This window comes from Rahnella victoriana (genome assembly GCF_021276285.1).
GTDB classification, from domain to species: domain Bacteria; phylum Pseudomonadota; class Gammaproteobacteria; order Enterobacterales; family Enterobacteriaceae; genus Rahnella; species Rahnella victoriana.
Genome location: NZ_CP089919.1, coordinates 2,543,700 through 2,563,161, shown reverse-complemented (window position 1 = coordinate 2,563,161; position 19,462 = coordinate 2,543,700). Strand labels below are relative to the sequence as shown.

Below are 19,462 nucleotides of genomic sequence, written 5' to 3'. Positions count from 1 at the left end.
TAGTTTTTTTAATCCGAGACATTATAATTTGTCCGTTGAGGATGTACAGGCAAAAACCTATAGTGGCGCCACTTCCTGAGCCGGAACGAAAAGTAGATTGGTATGAGGATGCTGAAATACTTTTGGCTTGTGGTTGTGATGTTGTGTTTGCAATTGTCTGGCAATCCGGACACGTAGCTTGAATGCTACAAACTTTTCACTTCCTGTACATTACCCTGTCTGTCCAAAGTGATTTTTTAGCACCGCAATTTGCGGTGCTTTTTTTTACCCTTTTTTTGCCGTTGATGCTGTGCGATGCGGGCAAAAGGGTCGTCAGGCGAGCGCATAATGTGACAAAACCGGCCACATCGCAAGAGGGGCCGGTTTTGTCATAAAGCACAGTGTGAGGTTACCTGAGCATCAGACTCAAGGTGTTCACATCGGGGATCAATTCCCTTCTGCCATTTCTTTGATTTCAGATTTATTGATCTGCTGCTTGTTGCCATACGCATCGGTATAACTGATCATACCGGTATCACTGTCCGTGCTCGGTTTGCCATCCGCAACAATGGTACGGCCATCGTTGGTATGCATCACGTAGTTGCTCGAACAGGCGGCAAGTGTTGTCGTCAGCAGTGCAGCAGAAATTACGGCGGCGATCTTCTTCATCATAGACTCCTTGCAGATTAAAATGCTTTAAATTCCTGGTAAGACTCCAGGCTAATGCTTCTAGTCATCGTAATTCAGCATAACAAACCTCTGATAAATTTCCAGGTAACCATTCCTAAAATGAATAAGTGGCTTGTGTTACAGATACACCTGTATTTCTCACTCAGGCCGAAGGATCCGATTTCGTATGACTGATTTTAATCCTGCTGATTTCCGTCAACAGTTTCCCGCGCTGTCTCAGGGGCAGTGTTATCTCGACAGCGCCGCCACAGCACTGAAACCGCAGGCCGTGATCGACGCCACCCTGAATTTCTATTCTCAGGAAGGGGCCACCGTTCACCGCAGCCAGCATCGTGCCGCGCAAAACCTGACTGAAACCTATGAACAGGCCAGAACGCTGACCGCACAATGGATTAACGCGCCGCGTTCTGAGGATATCGTCTGGACACGGGGGACCACAGAATCCGTCAATATGGTGGCACAAGGCTGGCTACGCCCGCGTTTACAGCCCGGCGATGAAATCATTGTCAGTCAGGCGGAACATCACGCGAACCTGATCCCGTGGCTTATCGTGGCTGAACAGTGTCAGGCGCAGGTCATCACGCTGCCGCTGGATACTGACGGCGTACCGGATGTTCAGGCGCTCCCTGCCCTGCTGAACAGAAAAACCCGCCTGCTGGCGCTGACGCAAATGTCGAATGTCACCGGCGGCATGCCCGATATTGCCCGCGCCATCGAGCTGGCACACGCTAACGGTACGCCGGTGATGATCGATGGCGCACAAGGTGTGGTGCATTGTCCGCCGGACGTTCAGCAGCTGGATATCGACTTTTACGCCTTTTCCGGTCATAAGCTTTACGGGCCGACCGGTATCGGCGTGCTGTACGGCAAAACGGCATTACTGGAAAGCATGGCACCGTGGCAAGGCGGGGGCAAAATGCTGACCCGGGCATCCATGACGGGATTTATCCCTCAGGCGGTGCCGCATCGTTTCGAAGCCGGTACGCCAAATATTGCCGGAGTAATAGGAATGGCGGCCGCGCTGACCTGGCTGAAAGAGGTCGATATGCCCGCTGCCGAAGCGCATGCACAACGTCTTGCGACGCTGGCTGAACAGCAGCTTTCTGCACTTGAAGGTTTCCGCAGCTTCCGCTGTCAGAATTCATCGCTGCTGGCATTTGATATTGCCGGTGTGCATCACAGTGATCTGGTGGCGTTACTGGCAGAACAGGGGATTGCACTACGTGCCGGGCAACATTGCGCCCAGCCCCTGATGGAGGCGCTGGGCATCAGCGGAACATTGCGTGCCTCGTTCGCGCCTTATAATAATGAGCAGGACGTCACCCGGCTGGTCACGGCAGTTCACTATGCGCTCGACCTGCTGGCGGATTAACATCATTGAAGACTTCGAGGAATACCATGTCAGCGCCCCATCCTTTCGGCCATGAGATCACTGAATCCTCACTGACGGAGAAATTCGCGTCATTCCGTCAGTGGGAAGATCGTTATCGTCAGTTAATCCTGCTGGCGAAATCGTTGCCACCGCTGGATCCGTCACTGAAAACACCCGACCACGAACTGTCTGGCTGTGAAAATCGCGTCTGGCTCGGTGCGGAAAAAACGGAGAACGGGACGATGCACTTCTATGGCGACAGTGAAGGGCGGATCGTCAAAGGTTTGCTGGCGGTTCTGCTGACCGCCGTGGAAGGCAAAACACCGCAAGAAATCTTAAAGCGGGATCCGCTGGCGTTGTTTGATGTTCTAGGTTTGCGGGAACAACTCAGCACCAGCCGTTCCAGCGGACTGAACGCGCTGGCAGAAGGCGTGATCGCCCTTGCCCGTCAGGCTGCCTGAGCCGCCTGACGCTGCGCTTTCGCCATCATTTTTTTCAGAACGTGAGACACGGCGACAAAACCAAAGGTGGCGGTGACCATCGTCGCCGCGCCGAAGCCGGACGCGCAATCCATCCGTTTCGGGCCTTCTGCCGTTGCCCGTGAAGCGCACACTGAGCCATCCGCCTGCGGGTACATCAGCGGTTCACTGGAAAAGACACAATCAATCCCCAGCTTCCCTTTACTGTTTTTCACCACGTTGAAATCATTTTTCAGCCGTTCGCGCAGTTTTGCCGCCAGCGGATCCTGAATGGTTTTCGCCAGATCCACGACCGCGATCTGCGTCGGATCGATCTGCCCGCCCGCACCGCCTGTCGTTACCACCGGGATCTTATAACGACGGCAATAAGCCAGCAGAGCTGCTTTTGGCCGCACGCTGTCAATAGCATCAATCACGTAGCTGAAACCCTGGTTGAGCATCGCAGCAACGTTATCCGGCGTGATGAAATCGTCGATACAGGTCACCTTGCATTCCGGGTTAATCGCCAGAATACGCTGCGCCATGATTTCCGTTTTCGCCTGTCCGACATTTTCACGTAACGCATGGATTTGCCGGTTGGTGTTGGTCACGCAGACATCATCCATATCAATCAGCGTGATCGCGCCAATTCCCGTACGGGCCAGCGCTTCCGCCGCCCATGACCCCACTCCGCCAATACCAATCACACAGACGTGAGCCTGTGAGAACAGCTCAAGCGATTGCTGGCCATAAAGCCGGGCAGTGCCGCCAAAGCGTTGCTGATAAGCGTCGGAGTATGTTGCTGTCATGAAAAAATAAACCTCAGTACGTTATGTCGAAATCTAGTTTGATGGTGCGTAAGCCGTGAACAGCGGTTTGCCGTTCTGCGCTGATTTTAACACCCAGACGCGCCCGTAGTGATTATAAAATCCTGCGGAATGTCCGGCGTCAGGGCCAATCCCCTGATACATATCGAAATGTTGTCCTTTAATCGCCCCGCCAACATCCAGCGCGACCATCAGACGCATATGATATTTACCGGTGAACTTGCCTTTATCGTTAAGCTCCGGCACTTCTGCCAGCAACGTGGTGCCCGCCGGGATCAGCGAACGGTCAGACGCCACGGAGGCTTTAGCAATCAGCGGCACACCGCTGGCACCGCGTACCGGGGCGAAAGGCTCAGGTTTGAAGAACACGAAAGACGGGTTTTGCTCCAGCAGCTCACGCACCTCTGCCGGGCTGTGGGTATCTGCCCACTGGCGGATCGCCTGCATCGACATGTTCTCGCGCGCCACTTCGCCACGGTCAATCAGCACCTTGCCGATGCTGCGGTAAGCATGGCCGTTTTTACCGGCATAACCGAAGAACATGAACGGACGACCGTCGCCGTAATCGACATAGCCGCTGCCCTGCACTTCCATCATGAAGTTATCCATCAGGGAGTTAGTCCAGGCCACGACGTAGTTATCGCTCAGCGCACCGGAGTAAATAGAGGCGCGATCCGGCAGACGTCCACGTTTAGGTGGCATCCGGTAAAGCGGGTACTGGAATTCGCCCTGACGGGTATAGCGTGCCTGCACCACCGGCGTGTAATAGCCGGTCAGTTGCACGTTACCAAAATTGTCGGCCCCTTCCATCTGATAGGCACTGATGCCGTACTGGCTCAGATTGCGGGTATCCGCGCCGGAGCGCAGCCACTGCTCGACGGCCTGAAAGGTGGTGTTATTGCGGCCATATAAAGAAGAAGAGGCGATCTGAACGGCGGCCACCTGATTGGAGTAATCCAGCGCATTCACCGGCTTGCCTGTGGCGTTCGGCTCATTCACGTATTCGAGCGCGTTATCCAGACGGCCATCCTTATATTGCTGACCCCGGTCAGTCGGTCGCGAAGAACAACCCGCCAGCACCGCCAGCACCAAACCACCCAGCAGATACTTACTCCAACGTCCTTTCATTATTGCCGCGCTCTCTTACTTTCAGGGAAATGACTGGCGAAACGATAACAAACGGACTATCAGAAAGGAATTGCCACAGTCGAAAAAAGTGTACTGAGCCAAATTGGACCTCAAACGGCCATTTTGTGGATAAAAAGCCAGCAACTAAGTGCTTTATTTGAATAAATTCAAAAAAGGGTTGCACGAAATCTCATGGGGAGTATAGTTCGCCTCCATCGGACGCGGGGTGGAGCAGCCTGGTAGCTCGTCGGGCTCATAACCCGAAGGTCGTCGGTTCAAATCCGGCCCCCGCAACCAATTCGATTTCGATGCATGAAATGCTCAGTTGAATTGTACGATGAAGTAAAGCAGTATACGGACGCGGGGTGGAGCAGCCTGGTAGCTCGTCGGGCTCATAACCCGAAGGTCGTCGGTTCAAATCCGGCCCCCGCAACCAATTCGAGACCGATGCATGAAGATGCTCAGTTCGGATAATGTGATGAAGTAAAGCAGTATCAGTAGTGACGGACGCGGGGTGGAGCAGCCTGGTAGCTCGTCGGGCTCATAACCCGAAGGTCGTCGGTTCAAATCCGGCCCCCGCAACCAACTACTAAAACAAGCAGTAAAGTAAAAACAACAAGCACCTTAACGGGTGTTTTTTTGTATCTGAATTCCGGCAAACCACGGGAGTCGTCGTCCCGCCCTGCCTTACTCATCCCCTCGCCGACATCCCACCTTGCGCGAAGTACGCTTTGATCCCTGCCAGAATGGATTCCGCCACCTGCTGCTGAAAATGGGACGTTCGCAATTTTTTCTCTTCATTGATGTTACTGATAAACGCCGTTTCGACCAGAATGGACGGAATATCCGGCGCTTTCAGCACGGCGAATCCAGCCTGATCCACTTTGTTTTTGTGCAGATGATTAATCTTCCCCATACGGGTCAGCACTTCTTTGCCAAATTTCAGGCTGTCGCTGATGGTCGCGGTCTGAACCAGATCAAACATCGTATGATCCAGATACCGGTCGCCGCTTTTACTGACGCCGCCTATCAGGTCAGATTCATTCTGCGTTTGTGCGAGAAAACGTGCTGCTGAACTGGTGGCACCTTTGGTCGACAAGGCAAATACCGACGAGCCTTTCGCGGCACGGCTGGTAAAGGCATCCGCATGGATAGAGATAAAAAGATCGGCCCGTAGCTTTCGCGCCTTGGCCACACGCACTTTCAGGGGAATAAACACGTCTTCATTGCGCGTCATGTGCGCTTTCATGTTGGGTTCACGCGCGATCAGTTTTTGTAACTTGCGACCAATCTGTAGCACCACGTCTTTTTCACGGGTTTTATATTTGCCGATAGCCCCCGGATCTTCGCCGCCATGCCCGGGATCGAGCATGATCACCAGCGGACGGCTTCTGCCCGCCTGTCCGTCTTTCGGCGTTTCCGGCGGCAGGTTTTTCGCCACATCCCCGCGGTTATAATCTTCCAGCAAGGCCAGCAGCGGATCATCTTGTGCGGTGACTTCCCCCTCTTGCGGATACAGATCAACCACCAGCCGGTTATGAAACTCCGCGACCGGTTTCAAAGTGAAAACATGCGGGCTGATGGCGCGCTTGAGTTCCAGCACCATGCGAACCGTTTTGGGATCAAACTGCCCCACCCGCGCCTGACGGATATAAGGATCGCTCTGCTGAACCTTTTCACCCAGACCTTTAAGGACGCTGTTGAGATGAACGCCTTCGATATCAATGACCACGCGCGGCGGATCGCTGAGCAAAAACTGTTTATATTTTAAGGGGGTGCTGGATTCGAGGGTGATGCGGGTATAGGTTGAAGAAGGCCAGATACGCACGGCGATCACCTGCGAGCTGGCAGCAAAACCCACTTTACTCACACTGAGCATCCAGGAAGCAGCTACGGTTTGCAGGAGGCGTCGTCTTCCGGGATTGTGAGTATCGTCAGTCATGCAGTCTCAAAAAGTCTTCAAAAGTAAAAAATAGAGGATAAAAAAAGCAGGTTACGAATTCTAACGAATCATATCCTGCAAGTCATTCCTAAACATTTACCCGATTAATCAGTTTGTTGACTGTTTGTCATAAGTGTTAAAACAAAAACAGAGATTTCCTACTTGCCACAGCCCCCCAAAAGAATAAAAATACAAAAATTACGAATAAAAATTCAAACGAGGTTTTGCCGTGAAGGAACGTAGTACTGAACTGGTTCAGGGATTTCGCCACTCAGTTCCCTATATTAATGCTCACCGTGGCAAAACATTCGTTGTCATGCTCGGTGGAGAAGCCATTGAACATGAGAACTTCAGCAACATTGTCAATGATATCGGACTGTTACACAGTTTAGGCATCCGTTTGGTGGTGGTGTATGGCGCCCGCCCGCAGATTGATGAGAACCTTTCTGAGCATAATTACGAACCGATTTATCATAAAAACATTCGCGTCACCGATGCCCGTGCTCTCGAACTGGTCAAGCAGGCCGCCGGTTTGTTACAGCTCGATATCACGGCGCGGCTCTCGATGAGTCTGAATAATACGCCACTGCAAGGCGCGCACATCAACGTGGTCAGCGGTAACTTTATCATCGCTCAGCCTTTGGGCGTCGATGACGGGATTGATTACTGCCACAGTGGCCGTATCCGCCGTATCGATGAAGAAGCCATTCACCGTCAGCTCGACAGCAACGCCATTGTGTTGCTCGGCCCGGTAGCGGTTTCTGTCACGGGTGAAAGCTTCAACCTGACGTCTGAAGAAGTGGCGACGCAACTGGCGATTAAACTGAAAGCGGAAAAAATGATCGGCTTCTGTTCTTCGCAGGGAGTGATCAACGAGGAAGGCAACATCATTTCCGAACTGTTCCCGAATGATGCACAGCTGCGAATCGACCAGATGGAATCCAGCGGAGATTATCTTTCCGGTACCGTGCGGTTCCTGCGTGGCGCGGTGAAAGCCTGCCGCAGCGGTGTCCGCCGCAGCCACCTGATCAGTTATCAGGAAGATGGCGCGCTGGTTCAGGAACTGTTCTCCCGCGACGGCATTGGTACGCAAATCGTGATGGAAAGTGCCGAACAAGTGCGCCGCGCCACTATCAATGATATTGGCGGCATCCTTGAGCTTATCCGGCCGCTGGAACAACAAGGTATTCTGGTTCGCCGTTCCCGCGAACAGCTGGAAATGGAAATCGATAAATTCACCATTATCGAGCGGGACAACCTGACCATTGCCTGCGCGGCGCTCTACCCGTTCCATGATGAGAGGATCGGCGAAATGGCCTGCGTGGCGGTTCACCCGGATTACCGCAGTTCGTCACGCGGTGAAATGCTGCTGCAACGTGTTGCCAGCCAGGCGAAACTGATGGGGCTGAACCGGCTGTTTGTCCTGACAACCCGCAGCATTCACTGGTTCCAGGAGCGCGGCTTCAAACCTGCGGAAGTGGATGTTCTGCCGATTCAGAAACAGGAAATGTACAACTACCAGCGTCGTTCAAAAATCCTGATTGCTGAACTCTAGAAATCTGCAAACCATTATTAAGCCGTAAAAAAGGACGCTCATGCGTCCTTTTGTTTCTCCCTGAATATCAGCAGGTTATTTATCGGTGTGAGGCTCAAACGTCTGTTGCAACGTTGAGGTATCCGGCCAGGTTTTAAAGCCTGCAGGCGCGGCATATTGCGGTGTCTTGCTGTCATTCCCCGAAACCTGTGACAACATCGCCAGACCATCCTGTTGAATCACGGCCTGATGAAAGTAATCCGCCAGTTGAGTTTGTGTCAGCCCCGCAATCACCCGGATGACATTCGCACGGGTATCAAACTGCGGATTCCCGCGACTGAAGTCATTGCCAAGACGATCGGCCTCTTCATCTAAGGTCTGCGGACGCTGCTGCATTTCATTTACCAGTCCCTGCTTATATTGCAGGAACTCATCATCCTTCATCTCACGCAGACGCTTTTCAGCCTGCGGATAAAACGCCAGATAACGCTGATACAGATAATCGGGTTGCTTGCTGTTGCTTTGCAGCAGGAAACCAATCCCCCACTGCTTCCCGACCGGGATAGGGAAAGCAAACACGGCATAGCCTAACTGTTCCTGTGTGCGAAGCTGACTGTAGAACCACGGCTGAATAATCTGCCCGAGCAGCGCGCTGTAGCCCATGCTTTGTACTTCATCGTAACCGGTAGGTACATACACCGCCGCCAGCGCGGAGTCTGAACTGGTACCGACACGCTGGATATTGGCTTTGAGCGGCTCTGTGATTTCAGCCTGCTTACCCCGCCACCACTGCGTCCCGTGTGCACCCAGCTTTTGCATAATCTGCTGAGACATCGCCTTAACCTGATCAGCCGTCATATTGCCCACGACCATCACTTCCACGGCCGCATGATGAACCAGCTGTTCACGGTAAGCATTCACATCATCCAGCGTGATGGCGGAAACCAGCTTCTCACGCTCGCTGCGCTCGGTATAAGGCACGCGGGAAAGAAGCTGAACAGGTTGCAGCGCCAGTTCAAAGGCTTTGCCTTTGTCCGCCGACGCCAGCCGTTCCAGATACCAGGACTTGGCCTGATCAAGCTGTTCCTGAGTCGGTTTAAAATCGGGATAGTTATCCACCAGCGCCGCCAGCAAATCCGGCAGGCACTCGGTAAAACCGGTGGCGGTAAATTGCAGACCGTTGTCCGGCGAAGTGCCGAACGTGATCCCACCAATGGAGGCCTGATAGCTCAGTTGATCAAATGCCACGCCGGTGAGGTAATCCGTCAGGCCATATAACACCTGATTTTTAGCCGTGCTGAGTGCCTGCTCATTGCGGAAAGACACGGTCACATTCGCCTTAGGCTCGGCAGCAAAATAACGGCTCGGCATGTAGAACACACGCAGCCCTTTATCTTCAACCAGTAACTCAGGTTTTGTCGCTTTGGAATCTTTGGTGACAAGCGCCAGAGAGTCCGGGATGTAAGGATTGAGCGCAGGCAAAGACAGCGAAATGCCATTCTCCAGCGTAGCCCATCGCTCAAACGTTTTTGGCGGCACCTTATCTGTCTCGTAAGGGGCATTCACAAAGTACGCCACCTTATTGTGCGGCTCGTTCGGGCTGATGATCCAGTAACGCGCATTTTGTGGCGTCATTTCCGTCAGGCGAGATTCTATCGCTTTAGGATCATACTGGTCGGTCAGATAAGGCGAGTCGAGAACGTGCTCAACAGGCACGCGCAGCATAGTATCCACCAGCCATTCGACGTAATCCATATCGCGGGTCAGCGCCGGATAGCGGAAGTCGAGCGCCATGACATGCGCGATTTCATCAAAGTAGGATTTTTTTATGCCCTGCGCGCGTATTTCATTGAGGTAATTGAAAATAGCCGCAATAACGGTATCCCGTTCCGCCAGGCCTTTATCCGTTAAGGAAACGGATATATTGAATACGCCCATATTGCGGTTAACCATCGGGTCAGCACCTGCGCTGATCCCGTCGGCATAACCCTGTTTCTGCAACCAGTCAGACAGAGTGTTCGGGCTGCGGTTACCAATCAGGTAACTGATATAGGTATCCGTTTTACTGCGAAAATCTGCACTGTTGTTTTCAATGGCAAATTCCACGCGCAGTTCTTTACGCGGCTGTGCGGGAACAAAGTGTATGAACTCACCTTTCTGCGCAGCGGTTAATGTCGGTACCGTTATCGCCGGTACCACCGCGTGATGATTGGCGATCTGCCCGAACGTCTCTGAGGCCAGATCAGCAAGCTCCGGCAGGGGTTTATTACTGTAAATCACGCCCACCATCAGATTGGCAGAATAGTAACGTTGATAGAACGCGGTCAGCTGGTCATGTAATTTACTGCCCGGCTTATCTTTCAATGTATCCAGATTACCACCGGAAAAACGGGCTGCCGGATGCCCCGGGTTTAAGGTTTCAGCACGAACCTGCGCCATGCGCATGCCGTCCCGCGAACGGGCCATTGTCAGTTCGGCGTTAACAGCATTACGTTCGCGGTCACCGTTAGCAGGATCCAGCAAAGGCTCACCGATAGCATCTGAAAGACGATCGACGGCTTCCGGCAAAGCGTCATTTTCCACCTCGAGATAGAACGCGGTGCGGTAAGACGCCGTGCTGCCGTTATGGCTGCCGCCATGTTTCTTCAGGAATTCTGACAGGCTTTCCGGCTGAGGATATTTCTTCGACCCCATCAGCAACATGTGCTCAGTATAATGGGCCAGGCCCAGCTGAGAATCAGGGTCTTCCAGCGAGCCGACCGGGATAGCCAGTGCAGCGAGTGACTTGGGAGCTTGGGGATCAGACACCAGCAAGACTGTCATATCATTGGCCAGTTTGATGGCCTGATACTGACGCGGGTCGTTCTGACTTTTATTGATAGCTTGTGCGTATGGCTGCCATTCGGCTGCACCAGAGACAACAGGGGCCCAAAAGGTCAATAACAACAGTAACCCGTAAATTCGGGTAACCTGTTTCAACATTGCCACTCTCCCTCAATCGAATAAACGTGCCACACGGGCAATAAAATAAGCGGTTCAGTTATCCATGAACCTCAACCTGCCATTTTCTGCGGTTGACTCTGTTCAGACCCCGCCGGGACAGGATAGTTGTAAAAAATCCATCGGGCTGCCCTGTCTGAGATTTCATTCAACCCATGCCATAAAGTCAAATGCTCCCGAGAGGGAAAAATCACCCTGTTAAACCACTCTAAGCTGTTAGCCCACCATTGCAAGGGGCTTAACGCTATTTTTGCCCTACATTTAGCGGTTCACCATCTCTTATTCTGAGAAGTTATCTGCAGTAAAAGCGCTGCAACCCCGCCTGATATTTTGCAGGGGTTTGGACGACTACACTGACCAGCCCGCACGATTTTCCGGCGAAAGCATCAGACAGCTGATAATCCCAGCCTTTTGCCAAAATCTCTGCGCCCTTTCCTGTTACTGAACAGGCTTCAAGCTGTGAATGTGCATCTTCCCATGCCTGCTGAACCTGCCACTGACGCATAAATCCATAGGTCAGTACCTGGTAATAATTCAGTAATCCCAGCAGCGAAACGGACAGCAATAGCATCGCGATCAATACTTCCGCCATGCTGAATCCGTGCTGCGTTGCGGTGCGGTTATTCATTGCAGATTCGCTCATCAGCTTCAGGGCAAAAATCCAGCCATCCCTGCTTTAAAGGTAAAAAGCCCGAACTGCCGTCGGCCTGCTCCTCCCTGCTCACCTGCTGATAAAGCATGACCGGTTCGCTGTCATCCGTCATTCGCCCCTCGCCGCGCACCAGAAAAATGTCTTCCCGCAATGACGGCCTGACACAGGCTCTGCCTTTTCCCGTGACCACCACGCCCGATGCCACATTCAGACATTGCCATTGTGGTTCCTGCACATTTCTCCAGGGCTGACGGATGCCCCAGGATAAGGCTGACGCGGCATTTTCCCAGGCAATCACATAACGGTGCTGATTTGATGTCAGTGCCAGCCCCGCTGAAAGCTGCTGTTGCAGGGCGTTGAGGGCAAGCAGACCCAATCCCATCATGACCATCACGCTCAATATCATGGCACTCCCCTTTTGTCGTAGCAGGCCAACACTTTGCATGTCAGTGCGCGTTCTGCGGCTCATAAGGCATGCCCGGCCAGCACGTCGGTGACCTGCCGGTGAATTAACGGATCGTTGCTCCAGCTGGCCCCCAGTTGCAGGGTGTAAAGGCTACCCGGATAAATTCCCGCCGTTTCCGTCACCCTAAAGGTTGTGACCTTAACTTCTGACGTATCGAGAAGCTTTTCCCAGCCGGAACTGCTGCAGTCCCCCGCCCCGCGTTGGATTTCAATGCTCCCCTGATGCAAGCGATAGCCAAAATACTCAGACTCCGCAGTGTCTTGTTTTTCCCAGCGTCCGTTGCGGTTCAGGTCATACTGAAGAATAACGCATGAACCGGTGGCTTCACCGGCAGCGTTACCGATAATGACCGGTTTGCCGTCACAGTCGCCGTTGCAGAAACCCGCTCGCCGGAGATCTTTCGCGACGGTAAAAAGCGTCTGACGCAGCAGTTGTTCCAGCTGATAATGCCTTCCCAGGCTCTGACTTCTCTGACGTATCAGCGGATAGAGCTGCGCGACACTGAGCATCAGCATGCTGCCAATCCCCATCGCAATCATGACCTCTGGTAAGGTGAATCCCTGACAGCGCGAGGTCATCACTGGCATACCCCGATACCGAGCAAAGGCTGATTTTCACTGCATATGCGCAGCCGGCCTCTGGCGGAAAGCACTACCCGCAGGCTTCCGGCTGAATTTTTCAGGGTCAGATGTCCGGCCATTGCCGCGTTACGCAGCCCGTAAAAACCCATCGATTTGTTGGTAAAATCGAGCAACTCAATATCCGGATCAGTGAGGGTAAGGATTTTACCGGTCGCATGATGACAATCAGCAGGTCGGGTTCCCGTTCCCACGCATCCGGCGTGCCCTTCGACCGCCCATAACACCGCTGAGCGATTGTAATGATTGGCTTCAGCCTGAGTGCCATACAGTGACATCCGCAACTGCTGCGCATGTTGTTCAAGCGTCAGGGCCTGCTGATAACTGCGCCAGCGGTGTATTCCCCATAACGTACACATGGCCACCAGCGCCACCACGACCATCATTTCAACCAGCGACATTCCCTGCTCTCCTGCACGCTTATCTGTTTTCATGCGGTCAAAATAGGCGTTTAGATTTTTACTGCCAGCGGCAAAAGCATTTTTTCCAGGATGTCTTCAGAGCAATCGTTGCAACAAAACGCACGCGACAGAAAGTTTGCGTGATGTCTCGCAGGGATAACATCCGGATGAAAATCGGAGTGGGATTCGTCAGGAAAAAGAGTAAAAAGTGCAGCAGGAAACGTGAAGAGAGGTAAATCACCGCCTGACGACAGGGTCAGGCGGTAAACAACGGAGAATCAGATCGCGACAGGCGCTTTGATCGCAGGATGCGGATCGTACCCTTCAATCTCAAAATCTTCGAAGTTGTAATCAAACAAGGAGGCAGGTTTGCGTTTAATCACCAGTTTTGGCAAGGCCCGTGGCTCACGGGTCAGTTGCAGATGGGTCTGGTCCATGTGGTTGCTGTAGAGATGCGTATCGCCACCGGTCCAGACAAAGTCACCGACTTCCAGATCACACTGTTGCGCCATCATATGCACCAGCAGCGCATAGCTGGCGATGTTAAACGGCAGGCCGAGGAAGATATCGCATGAACGCTGATACAGCTGACAGGATAATTTACCGTCGGCCACATAGAACTGGAAGAACGCATGGCATGGCGCCAGCGCCATCTGATCCAGTTCGCCCACGTTCCATGCAGACACGATAATGCGGCGCGAATCCGGGTCTTTTTTCAGCTGTTCAACCACGTTTGCCAGTTGGTCGATTTGCTTGCCATCAGCAGCGCCCCAGGCGCGCCATTGCTTACCGTAAACCGGTCCGAGATCGCCATTTTCGTCAGCCCATTCGTCCCAGATGCTGACATTGTTATCACGCAGATAGGCGATGTTGGTTTCGCCTTTCAGGAACCACAGGAGTTCATGAATGATGGAGCGCAAATGACAGCGTTTAGTCGTGACCAGCGGGAAGCCTTCCTGCAAGTTGAAACGCATCTGATGACCAAAAATCGACAACGTGCCAGTACCGGTACGGTCGGCTTTAGGGGTGCCCTCGTCGAGCACTTTCTGCATTAAATCCAGATACTGTTTCATGTTACCTCACGACAATTGTTTCTGCGGACGGCGATATGCCCAGACCATCATAATCAGGCCAATGACAACCATTGGAATGGACAGCACCTGTCCCATGCTGATGACCCCGTCGAACAGGCCAAGCTGTGCATCCGGCTGGCGGAAATGTTCAACGATGATGCGGAATAAGCCATAACCGATCAGGAACAAGCCTGATACCGCGCCCATCGGGCGTGATTTGCGGATAAACAGGTTCAGGATGATGAACAGTACGATGCCTTCAAGCAGCAGTTCATACAGCTGGGAAGGATGGCGCGGCAATACGCCGTACTGGTTCAGCAAAGGCTGCCATTTAGGATCCGCGGCGGCAATGGCGATATCTTCCTGACGGGAACCGGGGAACAGCATCGCCCAGGGCACATCGGTGGTCACACGGCCCCACAGTTCGCCATTGATGAAGTTACCTAAACGACCGGCACCCAGACCAAACGGGATCAGCGGCGCGATAAAATCGGCAACCTGGAAGAAGTTGCGTTTGGTACGACGGGCAAAAATCAGCATCACCACGATCACGCCAATCAGGCCGCCGTGGAAGGACATGCCGCCATCCCAGACTTTGAACAGATATAGCGGATTTTCGAGGAACAGAGGCAGGTTGTAGAAGAAAACGTAACCGATACGCCCCCCGAGGAACACCCCGAGGAAACCGGCATAAAGCAGATTTTCGACTTCGTCTTTGGTCCAGCCGCTGCCTGGCTTATTGGCACGGCGCACCGCCAGCCACATCGCGAAGACAAAACCGACTAAATACATCAGTCCGTACCAGTGGAGAGATACCGGTCCGATTGAGAAAATCACGGGATCAAACTGGGGAAACGCCAGATAGCTGTTGCTCATCTATCACCACAAATTGTTTATCATTATTGCCCGGTCAGGGGCCAGCAGGGAGCGAATAGTAGCATAGCCGGAAGGTTTTCCGGGGCTAAGCCGCTGGAAAAGTTCTGTAAAAAATCATCTCATCCTGTGCCGCAAGACCATCAGGATGAGCATAACGCAGCGCAGAACGTGGCGTCCGGCGCTTATTTACCCCCACGGATCAGGCCGCCCAGTCCGCGTCGTTCCATAAATGCAGCGGTCATATGACGCACATCGGTGGTGAAATGCGCCTGCAATACCCGTCCGGCCAGCTCTTCGGCGTCATGCAATTCGATACGGCGCAGCAGGTATTTCACACGGGCGACGCTGCGGCCGTTCATGCTGAGATTACGAAAGCCCATGCCGGTGAGCAGCAGAGCCCCCATCGGATCACCCGCCATCTCGCCGCACAAACTGACATCCAGTCCGGCCGCTTCTGCGCTGGTAACGATTTGCTTGAGCACCCGCAACATCGCCGGATGCAGGCTGTCGTAAAGCCCGGCGACCCGCGTATTGTTACGATCGACAGCAAGCAGATATTGCGTCAGGTCGTTGGTGCCGACCGAAATAAATTCTACCCGCCCGGCCAGCGCAGGCAGCATAAAGACCATCGACGGCACTTCAATCATCACGCCAAGGCGGGTTCGTGGCAGCTCATAACCCAGCTGTTCTTCCACCTCGCGCCCGGCGCGATCGATTAAACGCCGCGCCTCATCAATCTCTTCGAGGCTGGTGACCATCGGCAAAAGAATGCCGAGATTACCGGTCGCGGCATTAGCACGCAGCATGGCGCGCACCTGGATCAGGAAAATTTCCGGCTGATCGAGGGTAATGCGGATGCCACGCCAGCCCAGACACGGGTTTTCCTCGCTGATGGGCATATAAGGCAGTTGTTTGTCGGAACCGATATCCAGCGTACGCAGCGTCACCGGCTTTTGCGGAAACAGCTGTAACATGCCCTGATATTGCGCGACCTGCTCTTCCTCGGAAGGGAAACCGCTTTGCAGCATGAACGGTATTTCAGTGCGGTACAGCCCGACACCGTCAACGCGGCTGCCAAACAGTTTTTCGTGATCGGCACTCAGACCGGCATTGAGCATGACTTTCACCCGCTCGCCGCTTTTCAGCGCCGCCGGTTGCTCAACGTCGTCTTCAGCCTTCTGACTCAGCTCCATTTCTTCGCTGATCAGTCGCTTATATTCCGTGACCAGCACAGCTTCCGGGTCAATCAACAACTCACCGCGATAACCGTCGACGATCAGTTGCCGCTGGCTGAGCAGGGCTGGCTGGATGTCGGCGCCCATAATGGTCGGTACGCCCATCGCACGGACTAAAATTGCCGCATGGGAGTTGGCCGCACCATCACGTACCACCACGCCTGCCAGCCTGTCTTGCGGCACTTCCGCCAGCAAGGTCGCGGTCAGTTCATCGGCGACCAGTATGAAACGTTCTGGCCACTGCGTGTTGCCCTGAATGGTGTCATCGAGATGAAATACCAGACGCTGGCCCAGGGCGCGTAAATCACTGCCGCGCTCACGCAGATAGGTATCCTGCAGGCTGGCGAATTGTGCAGCGAACTCTTCAACCACCTTTTTGACCGCCCACTCGGCCACCGCACCCTGATCTATCTGGGCGAACAATTCGCGTTTGAGACGGGCATCGTTAAGCAGGTGGGAATAGAGATCGAAAATCGCGGCGCTTTCTTTCTGTGCGCTGGCGGTGAAGCGTTTGCTGAAACGGCGGAATTCCGCACCGGCATCTTCCAGTGCGCGGGTCAGGCGTTCGCGTTCACGCACGGTATCAAGCGTGGACGCCATATAAACATGGTCGAGCGAAGGCTGCGAGCTGTCCTGCCAGCCGATGCCTATCGCCACGCCCGGCGATGCCGCAAGTGCGCGGACGCGGGTCTGGCGGAAACGTCCGTAAAGGACATTCAGCTGTGCCTGAGAGAGGATCGCCGCCAGCTGAGTCGCCAGCGTGACCATAAATGACTCTTCACTCTCGTCGAACTGACGGTGTTCACGTTGCTGAATAACCAGCACGCCCAGCAGCTGACGACGGTGAATGATCGGCACGCCCAAAAAGGATCGGAAAAGATCTTCTTTTACGGCAGGAATGTATTTGAAGCTGGGATGGCTCTGCGCATCGGCAAGGTTGATGGGTTCTGCCAGACGCCCTACCAGTCCGACAATCCCCTGATCAAAGGCCAGCGTAATAGTCCGCCCGCGAGGTTTTTTCAAACCTCGCGTCGCCATCAGGTAATAACAACGGCGGTCATTGTCAGCGAGATAGACGGAACACACTTCTGTGTCCATCGCCAGGCAGGTTTCGTTGACCAGTACGTCCAGCGCATCATTGAGGCTGGACGCCATTGCTACCTTTTCAACAATTTCTCGCAAACGCGTGAGCATCTCTTCGTGACTTAGCCTCTTTTACGACGATAAGCGGGTGATGTCCTGGGAAGAGAGACTTCCTGCATCGGCATAATCGTAGTGGAAAACTCTTTCATGACGCGCCGGTAAACATCGCGTTTGAATGACACCACCTGACGAACCGGATACCAGAAACTCACCCAACGCCAGCCATCAAATTCAGGCGTACTGCTGCGCTGCATATTGATATCAGCATCGTTACACATCAGTTGCAGCAAGAACCATTTTTGCTTTTGGCCGATACAAACCGGCTTTGTGTCCCAACGCACCAAACGTTTTGGCAATTTATAACGTAACCAGTTACGGGTTGAAGCCAGAATACGCACATCTTTACGGCCAAGCCCCACTTCCTCAAACAGCTCGCGGTACATGGCCTGCTCAGCGGTTTCGCCGGGGTTGATGCCCCCTTGCGGAAACTGCCAGGAGTGCTGGCCGTATCGTCTGGCCCACAACACCTGACCCTGCTTGTCACAGATTACAATACCAACATTCGGGCGGTAGCCATCATCATCGATCACCGGACTACCTCAATAGCTTAAACTCATAGATGTTCTGATTGTTTCATACTACCAACAGGCGGTAAACCACTGGTTAATGCCGAACGGCATGAATAAAAATGGGATAACTCACAGTTATACGCCAAGTTATAAACAGATTTTAGAAATCACCCGCGATTTTATTCACTTTTTCTGTGGATAGATATGTGAAGAACTTCATAGTAAGCGGGGTAAAACTCTGCGGAACTTATTTTTATCCCAAAAATTAAATCCCATTAAACCCCTTTAAAACATAACGATAAAGACATTTCACACAGTTATCCCAGGGCAAAAAATGAGAGTTATCTCACACTCAAAAGTGATCTGGCGAAAGATCCACCAATGTCGTTTTTATCCACAGCGATCGCCTAAAAGTTGACGCAGTCAGCCCAAAAATTGGATAAAACCCCGCGCGTCAAGCCTGTAAATCGAACCAGTGATCGGATTAAGACGAGGTTATCCAAGAAATCTGTGGATAAGTAGGTGGAAGATCCTGTTCATTGTCGCCTTCAACAGGTGATCAACCTAATCATCTGAGAACAAAACAGGCCAGAAAGCGAAAAAAAACCTAAGGCAAATCATGCTATTATTTCATTGTTCCACAGGGATACGTTTTTATTCCCTGTGCCCGACAAAAGCAGTACGAAATTTAATCTATTGAGTGAGCATTGTTTTTTATGTCTATTCCTTTGCCAGCCACCCAGCCCCCTCACAACGAACAGGCACTGTTGCTCCGCGCGCAATCTCTGGCGGGTCATACATTGGGTGAACTTGCCACCCACGCCGGGCTGCCTATTCCTGAAAACCTGAAACGGGAAAAAGGCTGGGTCGGCATGTTGCTCGAGGTCTATCTCGGTGCGGTGGCAGGAAGCAAACCGGAGCAGGATTTCGCTGACCTCGGTATTGAGCTGAAAACCATCCCCATTGATTCCCGTGGCAGGCCGCTGGAAACCACGTTTGTCTGCGTCGCCCCGTTAACCGGCAACAGCGGCGTAACGTGGGAAAACAGCCATGTGCGCCACAAACTCGCGCGGGTGTTGTGGATACCGGTGGAAGGAGAGCGACAGATCCCGCTGGCGGAGCGCCACATCGGCGCGCCCTTATTGTGGCAACCCTCGCAGGAAGAAGACGACCAGTTGCGTCAGGACTGGGAAGAACTGATGGATCTGATCGTACTGGGCAAAGTGGAAAGCATCACCGCGCGTCACGGGGAATTTCTGCAAATACGCCCAAAAGCCGCAAACAGTAAAGCGCTGACAGAAGCGATCGGCGAATTCGGCCAACCGGTGATGACGCTGCCGCGTGGCTTCTATCTTAAGAAGCGTTTCACCGCCGCGCTGCTGGCCCGTCATTTTCAGCTTTAACCGATATCATTTTCCGACGCCGGCGGCATAGTTTGCTACGCTAAATTGTGACTCTCTTCGGTACTGACAAAAAGGA

Annotated in this window: 17 protein-coding genes and 3 tRNA genes; 7 read left to right on the top strand and 13 right to left on the bottom strand. The window is 53.1% G+C overall.

The genetic code is table 11. From position 1 onward, the window contains the following. Positions 1-426: 426 nt before the first annotated feature. The gene (locus J9880_RS11865) at positions 427-648 is read right to left on the bottom strand and encodes a YgdI/YgdR family lipoprotein (RefSeq protein WP_095923231.1); all 222 of its coding nucleotides are present in this window, start codon (positions 646-648) and stop codon (positions 427-429) included. A gap of 187 nt (positions 649-835) precedes the next feature. Here J9880_RS11865 and csdA point away from each other — a divergent pair, with 187 nt between their 5' ends. Then, a complete protein-coding gene (gene csdA / locus J9880_RS11860) occupies positions 836-2,041 on the top strand; it encodes a cysteine desulfurase CsdA (RefSeq protein WP_232769374.1) in 1,206 nt (401 codons plus the stop codon). 26 nt (positions 2,042-2,067) lie between these two features. Then, positions 2,068-2,502: a cysteine desulfurase sulfur acceptor subunit CsdE gene (csdE, locus tag J9880_RS11855; RefSeq protein WP_133823602.1), complete on the top strand. Its 435-nt coding sequence runs from the start codon at positions 2,068-2,070 to the stop codon at positions 2,500-2,502. Here the strand turns inward: csdE and tcdA are convergent. After that, positions 2,490-3,308 (bottom strand): tRNA cyclic N6-threonylcarbamoyladenosine(37) synthase TcdA, encoded by an 819-nt coding sequence (gene tcdA, locus J9880_RS11850; RefSeq protein ID WP_232769373.1) that lies wholly within the window; start codon positions 3,306-3,308, stop codon positions 2,490-2,492. The two genes, csdE and tcdA, sit on opposite strands and share 13 nt — an antisense overlap. Before the next feature lie 33 nt (positions 3,309-3,341). Continuing rightward, positions 3,342-4,454, bottom strand: a complete 1,113-nt coding sequence (gene mltA, locus J9880_RS11845) for a murein transglycosylase A (RefSeq protein ID WP_013574173.1) — start codon at positions 4,452-4,454, stop codon at positions 3,342-3,344. Positions 4,455-4,674: 220 nt separating this feature from the next. On the opposite strand from mltA, the gene J9880_RS11840 reads away from it, so the two are divergent. The 3 genes from J9880_RS11840 to J9880_RS11830 all read left to right on the top strand — a co-directional run bounded on the left by J9880_RS11840 (position 4,675) and on the right by J9880_RS11830 (position 5,039). Then, positions 4,675-4,751 (top strand) — tRNA-Met (locus J9880_RS11840). A gap of 62 nt (positions 4,752-4,813) precedes the next feature. Then, a tRNA-Met gene (locus J9880_RS11835) sits at positions 4,814-4,890 on the top strand. Between the two features lie 72 nt (positions 4,891-4,962). After that, positions 4,963-5,039: transfer RNA gene (locus J9880_RS11830), tRNA-Met, on the top strand. A 106-nt stretch (positions 5,040-5,145) separates the two neighbouring features. Here J9880_RS11830 and amiC read toward each other — a convergent pair. Further along, on the bottom strand, positions 5,146-6,396 hold the full coding sequence (gene amiC, locus J9880_RS11825; RefSeq protein ID WP_095923235.1) for an N-acetylmuramoyl-L-alanine amidase AmiC: 1,251 nt from the start codon (positions 6,394-6,396) through the stop codon (positions 5,146-5,148). Positions 6,397-6,625: 229 nt separating this feature from the next. Here amiC and argA point away from each other — a divergent pair, with 229 nt between their 5' ends. Further along, a complete protein-coding gene (gene argA, locus J9880_RS11820) occupies positions 6,626-7,951 on the top strand; it encodes an amino-acid N-acetyltransferase (protein ID WP_232769372.1) in 1,326 nt (441 codons plus the stop codon). 75 nt (positions 7,952-8,026) lie between these two features. On the opposite strand, the gene ptrA is transcribed toward argA, so the two are convergent. The 9 genes from ptrA to rppH form a co-directional block, all read right to left on the bottom strand. Beyond that, positions 8,027-10,912 carry a pitrilysin gene (gene ptrA, locus J9880_RS11815; protein ID WP_232769371.1) on the bottom strand — a complete coding sequence of 962 codons (2,886 nt, stop codon included), beginning with the start codon at positions 10,910-10,912 and terminating at the stop codon, positions 8,027-8,029. 310 nt (positions 10,913-11,222) lie between these two features. Continuing rightward, positions 11,223-11,558: a prepilin-type N-terminal cleavage/methylation domain-containing protein gene (locus J9880_RS11810; protein ID WP_232769370.1), complete on the bottom strand. Its 336-nt coding sequence runs from the start codon at positions 11,556-11,558 to the stop codon at positions 11,223-11,225. After that, entirely contained in the window at positions 11,551-12,051 is a 501-nt protein-coding gene (locus J9880_RS11805) for a YgdB family protein (protein WP_232769369.1), read from the bottom strand. Before J9880_RS11805 ends, J9880_RS11810 begins: the two co-directional genes overlap by 8 nt. Then, entirely contained in the window at positions 12,048-12,635 is a 588-nt protein-coding gene (locus J9880_RS11800) for a prepilin peptidase-dependent protein (RefSeq protein ID WP_232769368.1), read from the bottom strand. Before J9880_RS11800 ends, J9880_RS11805 begins: the two co-directional genes overlap by 4 nt. After that, positions 12,626-13,087, bottom strand: coding sequence for a prepilin peptidase-dependent protein (locus J9880_RS11795; protein WP_232769367.1), 462 nt, complete (start codon positions 13,085-13,087; stop codon positions 12,626-12,628). Before J9880_RS11795 ends, J9880_RS11800 begins: the two co-directional genes overlap by 10 nt. A 278-nt stretch (positions 13,088-13,365) precedes the next feature. Next, positions 13,366-14,160, bottom strand: a complete 795-nt coding sequence (thyA, locus tag J9880_RS11790; protein WP_131693859.1) for a thymidylate synthase — start codon at positions 14,158-14,160, stop codon at positions 13,366-13,368. 6 nt (positions 14,161-14,166) lie between these two features. Continuing rightward, complete coding sequence (gene lgt / locus J9880_RS11785; protein WP_095923242.1) at positions 14,167-15,036, bottom strand: prolipoprotein diacylglyceryl transferase; 870 nt, start codon at positions 15,034-15,036, stop codon at positions 14,167-14,169. A gap of 182 nt (positions 15,037-15,218) precedes the next feature. After that, complete coding sequence (gene ptsP / locus J9880_RS11780) at positions 15,219-17,465, bottom strand: phosphoenolpyruvate--protein phosphotransferase (protein WP_095923243.1); 2,247 nt, start codon at positions 17,463-17,465, stop codon at positions 15,219-15,221. Positions 17,466-17,476: 11 nt separating this feature from the next. Further along, entirely contained in the window at positions 17,477-18,004 is a 528-nt protein-coding gene (gene rppH, locus J9880_RS11775) for an RNA pyrophosphohydrolase (RefSeq protein WP_013574162.1), read from the bottom strand. 695 nt (positions 18,005-18,699) lie between these two features. Here rppH and mutH point away from each other — a divergent pair. Further along, entirely contained in the window at positions 18,700-19,386 is a 687-nt protein-coding gene (gene mutH / locus J9880_RS11770) for a DNA mismatch repair endonuclease MutH (protein WP_095923244.1), read from the top strand. Positions 19,387-19,462: the final 76 nt, after the last annotated feature.